The sequence below is a fragment of the Pseudomonas fluorescens genome (assembly GCF_902497995.1).
In the GTDB taxonomy this organism is placed as follows: Bacteria; Pseudomonadota; Gammaproteobacteria; order Pseudomonadales; family Pseudomonadaceae; genus Aquipseudomonas; species Aquipseudomonas fluorescens_BK.
The window spans coordinates 122,634-140,276 of the sequence record NZ_CABVII010000003.1; the positions used below are offsets into that span (position 1 = coordinate 122,634).

Below are 17,643 nucleotides of genomic sequence, written 5' to 3' on the forward strand. Positions count from 1 at the left end.
GTGATTGTTCAACAATCCTCAATCAATGAGTAATCACTATCCGTGCCAATCAAATCGATTCAGCAAGACGAAGTTGGACGCATCTGCATGCTTTTTAGCAGTAGAAGTACAGTCACCATCCAATTTTCATTGGTTAAGATGGTGCATTGTTGCGGAGATTGAAAATGCGTTACTCGCAGGACCATAAAGCTCAGACCCACCAACGTATTATCAAGGAAGCATCAGCGCGGTTTCGTCGCGACGGTATCGGCGCGACCGGCCTGCAGCCATTGATGAAAGCGCTGGGTTTGACTCACGGCGGCTTCTACTCGCATTTCAAGTCCAAGGACGAACTGGTAGAAAAAGCCCTGCAAGCGGCGGGTGATCAGGTAGACGTTATTTGCGCCGAACTGTTTGCCCAGGATCAACCGCTGGAAACATTCATTGATGCCTATTTGTCTGAATGGCACCAGACTTCACCGGATGAAGGTTGTCCGCTGCCGACCATGTCGTCGGAACTCGGCCTGCGCGGACAGCCAAGTCCGACCTCTGACGTGGTGCTCAATGCACGGCTCGACCAAGTGCAAGCCACCCTCGAAAGCGAGGACGCCGCCGACCGCGCCATCGTCATCATGTCGACCCTGGTCGGGGCGCTGCTGCTATCGCGCAGTGTCGAAAATCCGCAGTTCGCCCAGCGGATTCTCGACGTCACGCGCGCCTATCTCAAACAAACCCGGGATTAATCCTGCCAGCGTTTGAACAGCACACTTGCATTGACCCCGCCAAAGCCGAAGCCGTTGGACAACGCGTATTCAATGGCCATCGGCCGCGCCTGACCATGGACGATGTCCACGCCTTGGGTAGCGGGGTCCGGGTTATCGAAGTTGAGGGTGGCCGGCACAACCTGATCGCGAATTGCCAACAGCGTGAAGATCGCCTCGATTCCGCCTGCCGCACCGAGCAAATGCCCGGTGGCAGATTTGGTCGAGGTCACCGCAATGTTGTTATCCGCGCCAAACACAGCCTTGATGGCGGCCAGCTCACCGAGGTCCCCGATCGGCGTCGAGGTTGCGTGGGCATTGAGATGCTGCACCTGCGCAGGTGAAATACCCGCCTGGGCCAACGCCAGCGACATGGCCCGCTGCGCACCGCTGCCATCCTCGGGGCCGGCGGTCAGGTGAAAAGCATCGGCGCTGGTGCCATAACCCACCAGCTCGGCCAACGGTTGCGCGCCGCGAGCCAGGGCATGCTCCAGGGATTCGATCACCAGCAGACCGGAGCCCTCACCCATGACAAAGCCATCGCGACCGCTGTCGAACGGCCGCGAAGCACGCTCCGGGGTGTCGTTGTAAGCACTGGACAAGGCGCGAGCCGCGGCAAATCCGGCCAGACTGACGCGATCGATCGCCGCTTCCGCACCGCCACACACCGCAATGTCCGCCTCACCGCAACGAATCAGCCGCGCCGCATCGCCAATCGCCTGAACCCCGGCCGCGCACGCCGTCACCGGAGCACCCAATGGCCCCTTGAAACCGTGCTGAATCGACACATGACCGGCAGCCAGGTTGACCAGAAACGAAGGAATGGTGAACGGCGACAATCGCCGCGGACCACGGCTGTCGGTGGTCCGCACCGCATCGGCAATCGCCCCGAAACCGCCCACGCCGGAACCGATAATGGTCGCCGTACGCTCCTGGGCATTGGCGTCCAGCGCCTGCCAACCCGCTTGCTCGAGCGCCTGACGAGCCGCCTCCATGGCAAACAATATGAAGCGGTCCATCTTCTTCTGTTCTTTAGGCGACGTTGCCCGATCCGGGTCAAATCCCGCCTCGGCGTCCTCAGCCAGGGTCGGCACCGCGCCACCCACCTTGGTCGACAGATCGGCAACCACCCCGTCGGGCAACTGGCGCACTCCTGAACGCCCCGCCAACAAACGCTGCCAGACGGCCTCGACACCGCTACCCAACGGAGACACCAGGCCCATGCCTGTCACAACCACTCGACGACCACTCATACTGCGATTACCTCAAGCCAATGGATGGCACCTCATTTGTAACGCGAGGCGGCCTTGCTTTTGGAAAGATTCGGCGCCATCACATGACGCGCCGCAACAAAGGCATCCCAGTCGGCGGCATCCGGCAACGAAGGGATGGTGACCAACTCACCCTGGTCCAGACCCGACAACGCCGCATCAACCATCTCCCCCGCCTCCATCACCATATCCGCCGGGATCTGGGTCGCATCGATACCGGAGCGCTCCCAGATCTCGGTGCGTGTTACCCCAGGCAACACGGCTTGAACCTTGACCCCGGTGCCATCCAGCTCGGCGTTCAACGACTGGGTCAGACTTAACACATAAGCCTTGCTGGCGCTGTAAGTGGCGTTGAAGCGCTCGGGAAACAAAGCCACCACAGACGCAATGTTGATGATCGTCCCGCGGCCCGCCTTGGCAAAACTGGCCGCCGCTGCCGAAGCCAGTCGCGTGACCGCCGTGACGTTCAGCTGAATCATGCGCTCCAGTTGATCCATGTCGGCGTTGGCCAGCAAACCATCCGCTGCAACACCGGCGTTGTTCAACAGCAGGCTGATACTTGAATCGCTGCGCAGACGCTGCTCGAGCTTCAGCACATCATCCTTTTGCGTCAGGTCTGACTTGAGCACCTCGACCCGAACGCCATGCTCGGCGCGCAACTTGCTCGCCGCCGCTTCCAGCCGCTCCTGATCGCGAGCGACCAACAACAAATCGAAACCACGCGCCGCCAGGCGCTCGGCGTAGATGGCGCCGATGCCGGAAGAGGCACCGGTAACGAGGGCCGTACCTTGGGTTTGGACAGAATTCATGACAGTGCTCCTGTATAGAAGAGGCTCAAAGGAAAGCCAAGCGCTAGGGTTCAAAACGCTTCAGTGAGTGATCGGTTTATTATACACATAATATAACATGAATATGATAGCCGTAATTTTTCTCCGGCTGACGAAAGGCGCACCGTCCTCGCCGTTCCCCAGATGCAAAAAAGGCCGGTCAATGACCGGCCTCTGGCGCTGTCTTAGTAGCTTAGTTCACTACAAGCTTCTCGCGATTCTTATCCAGAAGGGCTTTACCGATCCCCTTGACCTCGAGCAACTCGTCCACTGACGAAAACGCTCCATTACTCTCACGATACGCAACAATCGCCTTGGCCTTGGCCTCCCCGATACCGGACAGCTCACTCTGCAGGGTCAACGCATCCGCCTTGTTGAGATCGACTTTACCGGACTGTGCCTCGGGTGACATTTGTTGCACCTGGGGTGCATTGCCCGCTTCGGGCTTGACTGCTGGCGCAGCAACGGCAGCGAAAGAGACACTGGTGAGCAGGGCAAAAACCAGAGAATAGAAGTAGCCAGTACGCATAAATGACGCTCCATGACATCGATTGGGAAAGCAGCTTTTTCCGAAGCTGCCTTCCAAACTTAGGCGATGGATGGAGACTGTCAAAAATGTGTCTGTTGCGGGATGTGAAACAATCAGGGTTCGAGGCGACGTTGTTGGTAGATCCAGTCGACGATCTCGCCGTCTGGGGTGTAGCCGCTGACGGTTTCGCGCAGGAGCTGGCGGACGCGCGCGTAATCGTCATGATCCACGGCCATCAACAACTCCCTCAAACGCTCCTTGAGTACATCCCAGGGCAGGTGATCTTCGTGGGCACTCATGATCATTGGATGCTGGGTGGCTGCCACGTTGTCACCGATCAACAACTCCTCGTACAGCTTCTCACCGGGACGCAGTCCGGTAAACTCGATCGAAATATCGCCTTGCAGGTTCTTTTCCGAACGAACGCTCAAGCCCGACAAGTGAATCATCTTCTCGGCCAGCTCGACGATCTTAACCGGCTCGCCCATGTCCAGAACGAACACATCGCCGCCCTGCCCCATGGAACCCGCCTGAATCACCAGTTGCGCGGCTTCGGGGATGGTCATGAAATAGCGCGTGATCTTCGGGTGGGTGACCGTCAAGGGCCCACCGGATTTGATCTGACTGTGAAACAGCGGGATCACCGAGCCGGAAGATCCCAGCACGTTACCAAAACGCACCATGGTGAAACGGGTCTTGTTCACCCGAGACACATTGGCCTTGTCGCCGAACAGCACCGGGGCGATTTCGTGACTGAGGGCTTGCAGGGTCAACTCGGCCAAACGCTTGGTGCTGCCCATGATGTTGGTCGGGCGCACAGCCTTGTCTGTGGAGATCAACACAAAGTTGGATACCCCCGACTGCAACGCCGCCTGGGCAGTGTTGAGCGTACCAATCACATTGTTCAACACACCTTCGGCAATGTTGTGCTCTACCATCGGTACATGCTTGTAAGCGGCGGCGTGGTAAACGGTGTCCACGCCCCAGGTCTTCATGACGTCCAGCAATTTGTGCTGGTGACGAATGGAACCGAGAATTGGCAACAATCTGACCGGAACCGACTCTCGACAAACGCGCTGTTCGAGCTCCGAGAGAATGCTGTAGAGGTTGAACTCGCTGTGTTCGAACAACAAAAGCGTGGTCGGGCCAAGCGCAAAAATCTGCCGGCAAAGCTCGGCACCGATCGATCCGCCGGCGCCCGTGACCATGACTGTCTTGCCTTTGATACAACGTTCGAGCAAGTCCGGTTGTGCCGGCACCGAATCGCGACCCAGCAGGTCCGCGATATCTACCTCCTGGATGTCCTCGACCTTTACCCGACCGCTGGCCAGATCGGTGAAATTGGGAACGCTTCTTATGTGAAGCGGGAAACGCTCCAGCATTGTGAGAATTTCCCTGCGACGTGCGCGGGTAGATGACGGCAGAGCCAGGAGAATTTCCTGGGCGCCTGTTTCATCGATCATTTGTTGGATGTGTTTGGGTTTGTAGACCTGCAGCCCGGCAATCGAGCGATCGGCAATGCTTGGATCGTCATCGATAAACGCCACTGGACGCATCACCCGCCCCATGCGAAGCGCCGCAACGAGCTGATTACCAGCCACGCCTGCACCATAGATCGCGACTTTGATGAGTCCTTCGTCGCGATTGGCGAAAGGTACGTGTTGGGCGCCATTGAACCAGTCACCCATGAAATACTGGCGCATGCAAAGGCGTAGTCCACCAATGATGACAAGGCTTAACCACCAGTAGTTGAAGACAATTGAGCGCGGGACGACGGTTTGGTGGTTGCTGTACCAGTAGACAACCACCGCCAGAATCAGTGACGAAAGGCTGACAGCCTTAATGATTGCGATCAGGGCATCGTTGCCGAAATAGCGCATGACAGCGCGGTACATGCCGAAACGTATGAATAAGGGAATGGCTATGACAGGGGCAGAGGCGAATAGCCAAAAATGGACTTTCAAGGGGTTGTACATGTCATCGATGCCGAGGCGGACGATGAATGCGAGCCAGAGAGCGCCCCACACTAGCACCACGTCGGTGGCGACCTGAATGAGGCGTTTTTTCCGACGCGGCAGGCCTACCAAAAAAGCTCTGAGTCTATCCATGGCATCATCGAACACCGCGTCTCATCCTCTCACGTGAATGCGCGCATTGTACCAATATGAACCTTTTTGGCACATGAATTTCCCCCAAGCGGCTAGCCGACATCAATTTACATCCGAAAAGCCTTCACGAATCCAGTGCAGCCAGATTTTTACCAACGGCTCGGTGCTCTCCTGCGAGCCACTACAACCACTGACGGCCCCAATAAAAGTGGTTGCAGCCGGCCGACACCCGACGCGGCACTGGTGTCGTTCTAGGACAGACATTTGTGACAAACCACTTTAAAATGCGATTTCGTAGACTCTACGGATGGGTAAACACCTTGATGTGCAGAGCTCTGATAACACAAAAACAGCCTTGAATTGACTGCACGCCACTCAAATCAAGGGGGTTACACAATCGGTTCCCCTACTGAGGTATTCGACTCGGTAACGCTTGAGATTGAGAATGAACACGCTGCCAGATCACTCGTCAAATCCGCTTGGTAATCAAAGTGACGTTGAAGCGCTTTCCAGCGTAAAAGTCGCAATATTGCTTTGCACATACAATGGCGCCGAGTTCCTCGGCGAGCAATTGCAGTCGTTCATTCGGCAAACACATAAAAATTGGGTTATCTATGCATCCGATGATGGGTCTAACGACAATACCCTGGACATCCTTAAAACCCTTCAAAAAAAGGTCGGGGAAGACCGCTTATTCATTCTGAATGGTCCACGCCAAGGCTTCGCGAAAAATTTTCTATCTCTCATAAAAAACAAATCCATTACGGCAGACTATTTCGCATTCAGCGATCAGGACGATATCTGGTTCGAAGATAAACTGGAGCGAAGTATCGCCCGACTCAATTTCGCCACCAACACACCCGCACTTTACTGCTCCAGGACCCGCCTGGTGTCAGCTGATAAACATATTCTGGGCTTTTCCCCGCTGTTTTCAGCTCCACCTCATTTCTGTAACGCCTTGGTTCAAAGTATTGCTGGGGCCAACACCATGTTGATCAACGCCCAGGCTCGAGCCCTGTTAACGCAAACGCCAGAAAATGCCGTAATCGTCGCTCACGACTGGCTGACTTACCTCCTCGTAACCGGTTGTGGCGGAGTGGTTATCTATGACCCAATTCCCACTCTCGATTACCGGCAACACAGTGGCAATCTGATCGGCGCTAATGCAGGACTCAGGGATCAACTGGTTCGCATCAGTAAAATGTGCTCAGGCCGATTTAGTGAGTGGAGCAATCAGAACTTGCTTGTTCTCGATAGTTTCAAGCAAAAACTTGCTCCGGATAGCCGGTTGGCTCTCGACAGGTTCAAGACTGCACGCCAAAGCCCTTTTTTTCAAAGATTACGCTTGATGAAAAAAGCAGGAGTTTACCGTCAAACTGCTCGAGGCAACGTCAGCCTTTTTGTCGCCACATGCCTGAACAGTATCTGAACAATCCTCTTGAGTGTCGGCACGGCAGATCGAGAGGCTCTGATCGACCTGGCACCTCAGACGCAGATGCCTCCAGGCCGCACATATGGTAAGGTGCCGCCCGCCAGCGGCGAGGGGTGATGTCCAAATAGTCACTACCCTTTGAGTGACAGTTGATGAGCTTAGGTGGTAGTCGATAATGATGTACGGCCGTGCCCGAACTGAAGGTATCCACAGCAAAATGACCAGCCAAACCTCCAATGCTTTCTGGAGCGTTTGGGCTCTTGGCAAAGGAGCCCATCCTGGCCATCGTCCGTCCTTTCCGCTTCTGAGCAATGTCGCTGAACGCTTCAGAGTCAGACTGACCGAAAGCAAGAGAAAACGGGAGTATGAGATGAAACGGGCTGATGTAACTCCCGCTGCACAATCAGGTGACAAAAAAATGAGCGTGAGTGCGCCCCTACCACTTTCATTTACGAGCACGGATAGAGCCAGCATCTTGGTGCGACACCGTTTGTCTCCTTGGCTATGCTGGCCTCTCATTGGAAAATGTGCTGGCTTTTCAGGTACGCCATTTCCCCAGGGAAGCGCATGGCCCTCATGCGCACATTCGGCGGGGCCCCTGTAACCATGCGAGTCTGCTCCCACATTTTGTATGAAAAAAATCACTCCCTAAAGGAGCCTTTTTCTTCCGGACTGACTCTGTATAAAAACCAGGCTGGAAACAATTCTTGAAACATCGGAGACATCTAATTAATGCGATCATATAGTTCTAACCCTATGGAAATAGTCAAAAGTGCATGGAGACACTCCGGGTTGATTTTCGAGCTGATTAAGCGTGAAGTAGCGGGTAAGTACAAAGGGTCTTTTCTCGGTACTTTTTGGTCCTTCTTCAATCCGATACTGATGTTGACCGTCTACACCTTCGTATTTAGCGTAGTTTTCAAAGCGCGCTGGAACAATGTCGAAAGCTCAAAAGGCGAATTTGCGCTAATTTTGTTCTCCGGACTAATCATATTCAATATGTTTGCCGAGTGCTTCACCCGGGCCCCGAGTACAATTTTATTCAACACCAACTATGTGAAGAAAATCGTCTTTCCTCTCGAGATACTTCCAATAATCTCAATGGGCGCAGCATTATTCCATCTTTTTATCAGTCTTATCGTGTGGCTATTATTCCACTTCACGATTATCGGTATACCACCGGTTACCAGCCTTTTATTACCGCTCATGCTACTTCCACTCATATTCATGACATTAGGATTCTCTTGGTTTTTGGCATCTATGGGGGTATACCTCAGGGACGTTTCACAAATCATAGGCATCCTAACAACTGCATTAATGTTCCTCTCTCCAATTTTTTACCCTCTTTCGTCTTTACCAAAAGAATATCAAGGGTTATTTCTACTCAACCCATTAACTTCTGCTATAGAACAGTCAAGATCCATACTTATTTATGGAAATCTCCCTGACTGGAGAATGTTCGGAGTTTCAATGGTCATTTCGCTAATCATCCTATGGCTTGGTTTCGCTTGGTTCCAAAAAACGCGCAAGGGGTTCTCCGATGTGCTCTGAAACAGTTGTCAGCGTAAAAAATCTGAGCAAATGCTTTCAGATCTATGATTCCCCTCGAGATAGGCTAAAACAGTTTTTATTTCCCCGTTTCAGTTCGTCCGAGAAAAAATATTTTAGAGAGTTTTGGGCTCTAAGAGATCTGTCTTTTGATATAAAGCGCGGTGAAACGATCGGGATCATCGGACGCAATGGAGCGGGTAAATCTACGCTGCTGCAAATTATTTGTGGAACTTTGTCTGCATCTTCAGGCGACGTCGTCGTGCGCGGACGAATTGCTGCTCTGTTAGAGTTGGGAGCGGGATTTAACCCAGATTTCACCGGCAGGGAAAACGTTTACCTAAATGGAAGCGTACTCGGATTATCGAAAACCGAGATCGACAATCGTTTCTCCGAAATCGAAAAATTCGCCGATATCGGAGATTTTATTGACCAGCCCGTCAAATCATATTCCAGTGGTATGTATGTAAGACTGGCCTTTGCAGTACAAGCCTGCGTGGACCCTGAAATATTAATCGTCGACGAAGCACTTTCAGTTGGCGATATAGGTTTCCAGTACAAATGCTTTAAACGAATGGAACAACTTAAGAAACAGGGCGTAACCATTATCATGGTAACGCACTCTACCGGAAGCATTCTGGAGTATGCAGATCGCTGCATCGTCGTCGATGGTGGAAAAATAGTCATCGATACTGAAGATGTACTAGCTGCAGTGCTGGCCTATGAAAAAGGCATGCTGAAGTCTCAGGTTGCTATCGAAATAGAGAGCAAAGCTCATTCGGAAGACAGTATTCACAGCAGTTCAGATTTGAAAAAGCTGCAGCAGTCCGAGCAAAATACAAACTTCAACGAAAAACGTTTCGGAACCGCCCGCGCGATCATTCGAAAACTCGATATCATAAAATCAGATGGTAGCTACTTCAACGAAAGCCCTGTCATTCGTTGTGGGGAAGAAATAACTTTCAGATTAGAAGTCACTTCATCAGAAGATATAGATGATGTGATATTGGGTATCTCACTTTCCAAGGCTCAAGGTAGCGATGTATGGGGCGACAACAACCTAAATGCATCGCAACCACTTCATCTGAAAAATGGCACTCAAGTTTTTGAATACCAAGTCAAATTACCGATCAGCCCCGGGGAGTACCTCGTACATTGTGGATTGTCCTGTAACGTTCATGGCGAGCGCGAGGAGCTCGACCAAAGACGTCCCATGGAACAAATCAAATTTTGGTCGGCTCGTAATCAAGTAGGCGTAGTGTTTGCTCCGATTAAGGTTCTACAAGGGGTAGAGAAATGATTGCAGTGTTCCTTCCACCCTATGCATTTAGAGGAGTTTCCGCTCCTTATTTGTGGGTTTTTTACAGATTTCTGAAGATCAATGATGAAAGGATCATGTTCATTATCGGCGAGGAATACTTGCCCGATCAAACCAACGAGAAAGCATCGACGCGCTGGGAGTTCTTGGAAAGCTCGCAAGAAAGGCTAGGCTATACAATTCCTACCTCTGAAGAAATCTCTAGACATGACTTGCACTTTCTATCACCTGTATTTTTCGATGAGCTTCTATCGAGCAACAACAATAATCCAAACGCCACGTTTAAAGAGCTCCTGACCGTACCAATCCCGGCTTTAACAGCAGAGATCGAAAGTATCCTTGATAATTACAATGGGACCATCGAATCTCTAGTTACATGGTGTAACTGCCCATCTCTATCGGAAGCAGCCAATAGATTCGGCATTCCTGTGATACATCTTGAGCTCGGTCCGTTGCGAGACCCTGACTATCGATCGACAATGTACTTTGACTTTACTGGGGTTAATGGCAACACCGAAGCGAAAACTCGTTATGAATCACTTCAGGCGCCAATCAATACGACGATTTCCACCCGTCAACTTCTGGACTATTTCCAGACTGAAAGGTCAATAAAGCCCTCGGAAACAGTTGATGAAAACGATCTTAAAGTAGGTGTCGTACTTCAAGTGGAAGACGACTCAAACCTAATCGCCTTTGGCAACGGCTTCGACAACCGTAGCGCACTTTCGTATGCTCAGCTCCATTTCCCGACCACCGACTTATTAGTTAGAAGTCATCCTGGGAGTCTTTTTCGAGTCAAACCCAGTGACTTTGCAGTGGATGAGTCGGCAAACAGTATAAAATTTATCAAAAGGTGCAAAAACCTCCTTACCATCAACTCAAGTGTTGGACTGGAAGCCTTACTACAATCAAAACCAGTAAACATCCTGGGAGAGTGTTCTTACAAATTCATCACCGAGGCAAAATCTGTCGAAGAGCAGACAGATCGGCTGGCTTTCTATTTGTTTTCTTATCTCATTCCTGCTGGCCTCGCATTTGACTTTAACTATTTAAGATTTCGTCTCCGCTCGAAAAACGAATCAGACATAGTTAAATATCACCTTAAGCATTACTCCTCGAATAAAAGCGCTTTAGAACCAAAAGAATCACTCAAAGACATGATAGAAACCGAAGTTCAAGCCCAGCAAATCGACAACCTTAACAGGACTATTGACGAGTTAATTGAAAACGTCGATGAGTTAAATGAAACCGTCGACAATCTTAATAAAGTTATCGAGTCGAATACAACCGACCTTAATAATCTCACACAGAAAATCGTGTCGACCGAACAACACACCGCCCAACTCTCATCTATGATGAATCGAGAAAACAAAGATCTCGAGAAGCAATTACAAGATACGCTTCAAAATTTAAGAAACGTTGAACGGCTTCTGTTCATTTCCCGAGCTCATGTTGACGGTTTACTGACGAGTACGTCCTGGAGCATAACTCGCCCTTTACGCACAATTCGCAACCAACTATATAGAATACATCAACTCAAGAAAGCACTGTCGATAGCGCGCCTACACTTCGGTTCTCCTGCGATACTCGCCAAAAAGGCCTACACTATATACAGGAGAGAAGGACTTAGTGGCGTCCGTGCCCGAGTGAGACATCTACTTGAAAGCAGTAGTTTACCTACGCAAAGCTATGTACATAAAGAACGCGCCGCATCTCGTGAAATTCACCGCCATACGTCATCAGTAGATATTATTGTTTGTGTTCACAACGCACTTTCTGATGTAAAAAACTGCTTGGAATCAATCAATTGCTTCACGCTTCCACCATTCCGATTGATTATAGTCGATGACGGCAGTGCGATAGAAACTCAGCAGTTTTTATCTAACTACGCCAAAAAGCAGGGTTGTGTCATTCATAGAAATGAAATCGCTGGCGGGTATACGAAAGCAGCCAACACCGGTCTAAAGATCTCGGATGCCGAGTTTTCAGTTCTTCTCAACAGCGACACAATCGTAACACCATATTGGCTGGAAAGACTTTTGGATTGTGCCAATAGTGATACAAAAATCGGCATTGTCGGACCACTCAGCAATACGGCGTCCTGGCAGTCGGTACCTGATATATTCGACGTAAACGGTGATTGGACCGATAATCCTCTACCTAAGGGACTAACGATCCAGGAGTACGCTGACGAAATTGCCAGAGAGTCTCTACGCATATACCCGAAAGTAGGGTTCATTAACGGCTTCTGCTTTTTGATAAAACGCAGCCTAATTACCGAAATCGGAATATTCGATGAAGAAGTATTTGGGCGCGGCTATGGAGAGGAAAACGATTTTTGCCTGCGCGCGGCTAAAGCTGGCTGGCAACTCGCTATCGCTGACGATGCATATGTTTATCATGCACAATCAAAGAGCTATTCGCATGAAAGACGAATGGAACTGTCTAAAGCGGCAGGAGTGAATCTCGCCAACAAGCATGGACAAGCGATAATCGACCAGCAACTTAATATTACTGCAAACCATCCAGCACTTGAGTACATCAGAAAACGTACGTCCTTAATACAAGATAAGATGGACACTCGAAAGTCCCTTGAGTCGTTCCAAGGAAAAAGACTGCTGTTTGTTCTCCCCGCAAGAACTGCGGGTGGCGGCGGCAATATTATCCTTTTGGAAGCAGCCAAACTTATCGCCAACGGAGTGGACGCCCAAATAGTAAATTTGCGTTCCAACAAAGAAATTTTCGAAGTAAGTCACCCCTACAACACGGTACCTGCTCACTATATATACACCCCGGAAGAACTATCAGAATTCGCTCAACATTTTGATGCTGTAATAGCCACGTTGTATCTGACTGTTGAATGGATCCTGCCACTGGTCAAGCAAAACAGCAGGCAAAAATTTGGATACTACATCCAAGATTTTGAGCCGGATTTCTTCCCAGAAGGCTCCACGGAATACATACGCGCTTGGAATAGCTATACATTAATTGACCAAATGAAATTGATTACTAAAACTGAGTGGAATCGAGACGTTCTGATGAAGCGTCTGGGCGTTGACTGCGAAGTCATCGGAGCTGATTTTGACGATAATGAGTTCCGCCCGGATTCAGCTTGCCGCATCAATAGTCACCCACTGACAATTACGGCGATGGTGCGCCCCGCTACTCCGCGTCGTTCCCCGGAACTAACGATGCAAATATTAAGTCGTTTGAAATCAACATTTGGAAACTCGGTCACCATAAAAACATTTGGAGCAGAACAGTCAGATCCGTCGTATCAAAATCTGTCAAATGACTTTCAGCATGAATGCCTGGGAGAACTTAACGCAACACAAGTTTCTCATCTGCTTAGAACGACCGATGTGTTCCTGGATTATTCGACATTCCAGGCAATGGGACTGACAGCAATGGAAGCTGCTTCGAGCGGCGCGGTCAACGTCGGGCCTATCAATGGAGGTCTTTCAGAGATCATTATTGACAGTGAAACGGGCATTCTGGTTGATACTCGTAATGAAGAGATGTGCTACACAAAAACATGCGAAATTATTCGTGATGCTCAGCGACGCATCGATATTGGAAAGAAATCGTTAAGTATTACAAAATACTATCCTGAGCAAGCAGCGCTGAAACTGATGACCAGTCTTTTTAACGATGATCGTGCGGGGAAACAGTGATGAGTCTTTTATCTACTATCAAAGTGCATGTATTGTACGAAAGCTCAAACGGCGCTGAACCGCACGGCTGCAGTGTGATTCGACTGCTACGTCCTTTGTCGCATCCATCAGTCGCTGAACAGATAGAGCTGACCTATGGCACCAAGATCCCTGAACACTTGGTCGACGTGGTGATTATCGAGAGACTCTGGGTACATCAATTCAACACAATCGAACTGTTGCAGCAGTTAAGAAGTTTAAAACTTCGCGGTATAAAAATAATATATGAAACCGATGATGACTTGCTAAATGTAAACTCTCGAATTGGTGACCGAGAGTGGCCTACGCTCGATCAAAAAAATATCATTCGACTTTTAGCTAGAGAAGCCGACGGCGTTATAGTCTCCACTAAAAACTTGGCAAAAACCTTCACTACACTTAACCAGAATATCCATATTATTGAAAACTCATTGGACGAAACGCTCTTTCATCGAAAAGCTGAAGCCAGAACCAACAAAAAAATAAAATTTGGATACATGGGCACCTTCACCCACTTGGAAGACTTGATATTTGTGTCAGCAGCCATTAAGAACGCATTGGTAAAATTTGAATCCAATGTAGAGTTCGAGATCGTTGGAATCGGCGATGAAGACACCATTCGGAAAATCTTTGGAGATGCTCCAGTATCAATCAAACGCGTTCCAGAGAAAGACGTTCCATACGAGAAGTTCTGCCACTGGATGTCAGAGAATTTACGATGGGATTTCGGCATAGCTCCGCTACTTAAGTCTAAGTTCTCAGACTCCAAGTCGGATATAAAGTTTCTTGACTACTCCTTAGTAGGAATTCCTGGAGTATATTCAAACGTTCCTGCTTATACAGACACCGTGCAGGATAATGTCACTGGTTTATTATGTGACAATTCTGTTGATCACTGGACTGCTCAGATAGAAAAAATGATAACTTCACAAGAATTGCGCGCCCAGTTGGCTGATGCGGCATTTGAATACACGATAAAGCATAGAACATTGAATATTAATTCTAAAAATTTCGCGAATACGATTCGTACAATCTAATAAAAGTAATGGAAAATATAAATCTGCCGTAGGCTCGACTAGGAAGTTAAGCCTATGACTTACCCAGAGAAGAGCAGGAAGTCGACGTATGATTCAACACCGCATCGCGACATGGTGGATCGGCGCGTCGACTAGCTAACCCTAACTCCTCTGAGTCAGAATAGAAAGAACAACGGTCGCGGTAGGAATGGCAGTCACCTGCCCCCCCCCCCGCACATACATGGACGCCTCCGGGTTGCCAAGCTTTCAATCTGTGACGGCTCGATGGTAGAGATTGCACTCATACATCCGGACTTTCGGTGCGGCGTTGCCGCTGTCCCTGATGGAATCCGCTGGCCGAGTTCTCAATAGATCCGTGTGCTCATGGCACTCTATGGTAAGCGATCCACCGTGCCCACATTCAAAGCCGCCAGTTGAAGCCTGATGCTGTGCTCCCGATTCCCATCACGAGCCCGTAATCATGATGCGTCCCGACGCCAAAGTCGAAAAAGTGTACCTCTACCCCAAGCCCGTGGACTTCCGAAAATCCATCGACGGCCTCGCCGCCCTGGTGGAGTTAGATATCAAGGTCGCCGTGTTCGACCCCGTGCTTTTCGTTTTTTTGAATCGCCCCCGCAATCGAGTGAAAATCCTTTATTGGGAGCGCAACGGTTTTTGCCTTTGGCTCAAGCGCCTGGAGTCCGAACGTTTCAAAACATCGCCTGATCCTACCGACGAAGCCATCGTGCTGAGCGTGCAGGAGTTGAATTGGCTGCTGGATGGTTTTGACCTGTGGAGGAACCGTCCGCATCAGGTTTTGACGCCGCGATTTGTCGCGTGATTGGGTATAATCCGGGCCATGATTTCCATGCCCGACAACCTCCCTGATGATCCGGTTCTGCTCAAGCAAATGCTTGTGCAGATGCTCAGTGAGCGTCAGGTGGACAAGGGCCAGATTGTTGACCTGAAAGAACAGATCAAGCTATTGCGTCAACGTTTGTTCGGGCGCAAATCAGAACAAACCGTCGATCCGCAGACGCCGCAGCTCGCGCTCTTCAATGAGCCGGAAAGCCTCGAGGTTCCGGTCACCGATGAGTCTGACGAAGAAGTCGTTGCCCCGACCCAATGCCGGGGCAAACGCAAACAGCTGTCGGCTGATCTACCGCGTATTGAAGTCATCCACGAACTGCCCGAGCACGAACTGAGCTGCGCGTGCGGCTGTCGTAAACACGTCATCGGCGAAGAAACCAGCGAACAGCTGGAAATCGTGCCTATGCAAATCCGCGTGATCAAACACATCCGCAAGGTTTACGCCTGCCGTGGCTGCGAAACGGCCCCGGTCACCGCCGACAAACCGGCTCAGCTGATCGAAAAGAGCATGGCCAGCCCCAGCGTGCTGGCGATGTTGCTGACCACCAAATACGTCGACGGTTTGCCACTGTATCGGTTCGAAAAAGTACTTGGCCGACACGGCGTCGATATCCCCCGCCAAACCTTGGCGCGCTGGGTGATCCAGTGCGGCGAACACTTGCAACCGCTGCTGAATTTGATGCGCGACCGGTTGCTGGAAAGCCCGGTGATCCACTGCGATGAAACGCGGGTACAAGTGCTGAAGGAACCGGATCGAGACCCGACCAGCCAGTCCTGGATGTGGGTCCAGGCCAGTGGCCCGCCTGAGCGCCCCGTGGTGCTGTTTGACTACACCACCAGCCGCGCGCAGGAGGTGCCACTGCGTCTGCTCGTCGATTATCGCGGTTACCTGATGACCGACGATTACGCCGGCTATAACGCCTTGGGCGCGCAGCCGGGTGTCGAGCGTCTGGGCTGCTGGGCACATGCGCGACGCAAGTTCGTCGATGCGCAGAAAGTGCAACCCAAAGGCAAGACCGGACGTGCTGATATTGCGCTGACCATGATCAACAAGTTGTACGGCATCGAGCGCGAACTCAAGGACGGCAGTGATGAACAACGTTTGGCTGGTCGGCAGGAAAAGAGCCTGCCAGTACTCGCCCAATTAAAGAGCTGGCTGGAGAAAACGCATCCCCAGGTCACCTCACAAAGTGCCTTGGGCAAGGCCGTCGGTTATTTGGCCAGCAACTGGAGCAAGCTTGAGCGTTACATCGAGGCCGGCTTCTTGCCCATCGATAACAACAAGGCCGAGAGAGCGGTAAAACCCTTTGTTATTGGTCGTAATTATCCGCAGTCGGAAATTATGTCGGGTATGCGGCGGCGGTGGCAGCGCGCCTGGCTGCCCACCACTGCCGACGTTGCATAATTTCAGAGACTTTCCAGAAACTTCAGCAGGGCGTCAGTCGGACGATAGCGCGTGCGCTTGCTTTCAGGTGGGCCGATGACGGTGGCGCCGAGCGGGCTGTTGTTGATTTTGTGGAGGCAAGAAAGTCTCGCCAGGTATTGATCCGCAGGTATGGTGTGCTCCTGTAGAGGGGGCGGGTTCTACAGAAAACCACCGAAAATTATGGCGTGTCCGAAACGCGCCAGGAGACCCGGAAAGCAGGCGGACTATGCGATCACGAAACCGGGTACGGGCGAACTGAGCATAATTTCCGACTGCGGATAATTACGATTATGCCAAGCTTGGCATAATCGTAAAAATTGGCTGTTCCGCGACACGCCCAAGGGGGCCACCGCCAGTGCGCAGATCTACAGCCTGGTCGAAACTGCCAAGGCTAACGGCCAGGAGCCGTATACGTGGCTGCGCCACGTACTGGAGCGCTTGCCGCTGGCGGCTTCGATTGAAGACTTCGAAGCCTTGCTGCCATGGAACTGCTCGCCGACTATCTCGCGCTAAATAAACACATCGTTTTTTTGCCATGTGTGGTTTATGGGGCGCTTACAAGCTTTAAACAAAGGGATGCCCTGTTCCTTAATTACAAAAGTCTCACTTGATAGATATTGATACTGATACTGATACTGATACTGATACTGATACTGATACTGATACTGATACTGATACTGATACTGATACTGATACTGATACTGATACTGATACTGATACTTTAGCTGCTAGGGTATGGTCGCGCACAGGAAATAGCATTTCCTTGGGCTGCCAACTCGCGAAAAGAAAATCAACGCGCCTCTGGCGCATGCTGCGCCGCAGCACTATATAACACCTTCAATTACCTACACCAGCAATAACCCTGA

Annotated in this window: 13 protein-coding genes and 1 pseudogene; 10 read left to right on the forward strand and 4 right to left on the reverse strand. The window is 50.7% G+C overall.

Translation table 11 applies throughout. The features are described 5' to 3' along the window. Nucleotides 1-164 precede the first annotated feature (164 nt). Nucleotides 165-722, forward strand: coding sequence for a TetR/AcrR family transcriptional regulator (locus F8N80_RS04465; RefSeq protein ID WP_150783288.1), 558 nt, complete (start codon nucleotides 165-167; stop codon nucleotides 720-722). On the opposite strand, the gene fabF is transcribed toward F8N80_RS04465, so the two are convergent. From fabF to F8N80_RS04485, 4 genes are all read right to left on the reverse strand, one after another. Next, nucleotides 719-1,993 (reverse strand): beta-ketoacyl-ACP synthase II, encoded by a 1,275-nt coding sequence (gene fabF, locus F8N80_RS04470; RefSeq protein ID WP_150783289.1) that lies wholly within the window; start codon nucleotides 1,991-1,993, stop codon nucleotides 719-721. The two genes, F8N80_RS04465 and fabF, sit on opposite strands and share 4 nt — an antisense overlap. Nucleotides 1,994-2,025: 32 nt before the next feature. Continuing rightward, on the reverse strand, nucleotides 2,026-2,820 hold the full coding sequence (locus F8N80_RS04475) for an SDR family NAD(P)-dependent oxidoreductase (RefSeq protein ID WP_150783290.1): 795 nt from the start codon (nucleotides 2,818-2,820) through the stop codon (nucleotides 2,026-2,028). 211 nt (nucleotides 2,821-3,031) lie between these two features. Further along, the gene (locus F8N80_RS04480; RefSeq protein WP_150783291.1) at nucleotides 3,032-3,367 is read right to left on the reverse strand and encodes a ComEA family DNA-binding protein; all 336 of its coding nucleotides are present in this window, start codon (nucleotides 3,365-3,367) and stop codon (nucleotides 3,032-3,034) included. A 113-nt stretch (nucleotides 3,368-3,480) separates the two neighbouring features. Then, nucleotides 3,481-5,475 (reverse strand): polysaccharide biosynthesis protein, encoded by a 1,995-nt coding sequence (locus F8N80_RS04485; protein WP_150783292.1) that lies wholly within the window; start codon nucleotides 5,473-5,475, stop codon nucleotides 3,481-3,483. 445 nt (nucleotides 5,476-5,920) lie between these two features. Between F8N80_RS04485 and F8N80_RS04490 the strand changes: the two genes are divergently transcribed. The 9 genes and pseudogenes from F8N80_RS04490 (at nucleotide 5,921) to F8N80_RS04530 (ending at nucleotide 17,609) form a co-directional block, all read left to right on the forward strand. Then, the gene (locus F8N80_RS04490; RefSeq protein WP_150783293.1) at nucleotides 5,921-6,904 is read left to right on the forward strand and encodes a glycosyltransferase family 2 protein; all 984 of its coding nucleotides are present in this window, start codon (nucleotides 5,921-5,923) and stop codon (nucleotides 6,902-6,904) included. A 735-nt stretch (nucleotides 6,905-7,639) separates the two neighbouring features. Then, nucleotides 7,640-8,458 carry an ABC transporter permease gene (locus tag F8N80_RS04495; protein WP_150783294.1) on the forward strand — a complete coding sequence of 273 codons (819 nt, stop codon included), beginning with the start codon at nucleotides 7,640-7,642 and terminating at the stop codon, nucleotides 8,456-8,458. After that, the gene (locus tag F8N80_RS04500) at nucleotides 8,448-9,755 is read left to right on the forward strand and encodes an ABC transporter ATP-binding protein (RefSeq protein WP_150783295.1); all 1,308 of its coding nucleotides are present in this window, start codon (nucleotides 8,448-8,450) and stop codon (nucleotides 9,753-9,755) included. The genes F8N80_RS04495 and F8N80_RS04500 overlap by 11 nt, the downstream gene beginning before the upstream one ends. Beyond that, entirely contained in the window at nucleotides 9,752-13,447 is a 3,696-nt protein-coding gene (locus tag F8N80_RS04505) for a GT99 family glycosyltransferase N-terminal domain-containing protein (RefSeq protein ID WP_150783296.1), read from the forward strand. The genes F8N80_RS04500 and F8N80_RS04505 overlap by 4 nt, the downstream gene beginning before the upstream one ends. Then, nucleotides 13,447-14,502, forward strand: coding sequence for a glycosyltransferase (locus F8N80_RS04510; RefSeq protein ID WP_150783297.1), 1,056 nt, complete (start codon nucleotides 13,447-13,449; stop codon nucleotides 14,500-14,502). Before F8N80_RS04505 ends, F8N80_RS04510 begins: the two co-directional genes overlap by 1 nt. Nucleotides 14,503-14,962: 460 nt before the next feature. Further along, nucleotides 14,963-15,322, forward strand: coding sequence for an IS66 family insertion sequence element accessory protein TnpB (gene tnpB / locus F8N80_RS04515; protein WP_224790635.1), 360 nt, complete (start codon nucleotides 14,963-14,965; stop codon nucleotides 15,320-15,322). 18 nt (nucleotides 15,323-15,340) lie between these two features. Next, nucleotides 15,341-16,672 (forward strand): annotated as a pseudogene (tnpC, locus tag F8N80_RS04520) (IS66 family transposase); the annotation flags it as partial. Nucleotides 16,673-17,194: 522 nt separating this feature from the next. Continuing rightward, complete coding sequence (locus F8N80_RS32100; RefSeq protein ID WP_440131177.1) at nucleotides 17,195-17,290, forward strand: transposase domain-containing protein; 96 nt, start codon at nucleotides 17,195-17,197, stop codon at nucleotides 17,288-17,290. A gap of 94 nt (nucleotides 17,291-17,384) precedes the next feature. Next, entirely contained in the window at nucleotides 17,385-17,609 is a 225-nt protein-coding gene (locus F8N80_RS04530; RefSeq protein WP_150783298.1) for a hypothetical protein, read from the forward strand. Nucleotides 17,610-17,643 lie beyond the last annotated feature (34 nt).

Coding starts and splice junctions, on each gene's coding strand:
- F8N80_RS04465 (WP_150783288.1), top strand. CDS start 165: ATGCGTTACTCGCAGGACCATAAAGCTCAGACCCACCAACGTATTATC.
- fabF (WP_150783289.1), bottom strand. CDS start 1,993: ATGAGTGGTCGTCGAGTGGTTGTGACAGGCATGGGCCTGGTGTCTCCG.
- F8N80_RS04475 (WP_150783290.1), bottom strand. CDS start 2,820: ATGAATTCTGTCCAAACCCAAGGTACGGCCCTCGTTACCGGTGCCTCT.
- F8N80_RS04480 (WP_150783291.1), bottom strand. CDS start 3,367: ATGCGTACTGGCTACTTCTATTCTCTGGTTTTTGCCCTGCTCACCAGT.
- F8N80_RS04485 (WP_150783292.1), bottom strand. CDS start 5,475: ATGGATAGACTCAGAGCTTTTTTGGTAGGCCTGCCGCGTCGGAAAAAA.
- F8N80_RS04490 (WP_150783293.1), top strand. CDS start 5,921: ATGAACACGCTGCCAGATCACTCGTCAAATCCGCTTGGTAATCAAAGT.
- F8N80_RS04495 (WP_150783294.1), top strand. CDS start 7,640: ATGCGATCATATAGTTCTAACCCTATGGAAATAGTCAAAAGTGCATGG.
- F8N80_RS04500 (WP_150783295.1), top strand. CDS start 8,448: ATGTGCTCTGAAACAGTTGTCAGCGTAAAAAATCTGAGCAAATGCTTT.
- F8N80_RS04505 (WP_150783296.1), top strand. CDS start 9,752: ATGATTGCAGTGTTCCTTCCACCCTATGCATTTAGAGGAGTTTCCGCT.
- F8N80_RS04510 (WP_150783297.1), top strand. CDS start 13,447: ATGAGTCTTTTATCTACTATCAAAGTGCATGTATTGTACGAAAGCTCA.
- tnpB (WP_224790635.1), top strand. CDS start 14,963: ATGATGCGTCCCGACGCCAAAGTCGAAAAAGTGTACCTCTACCCCAAG.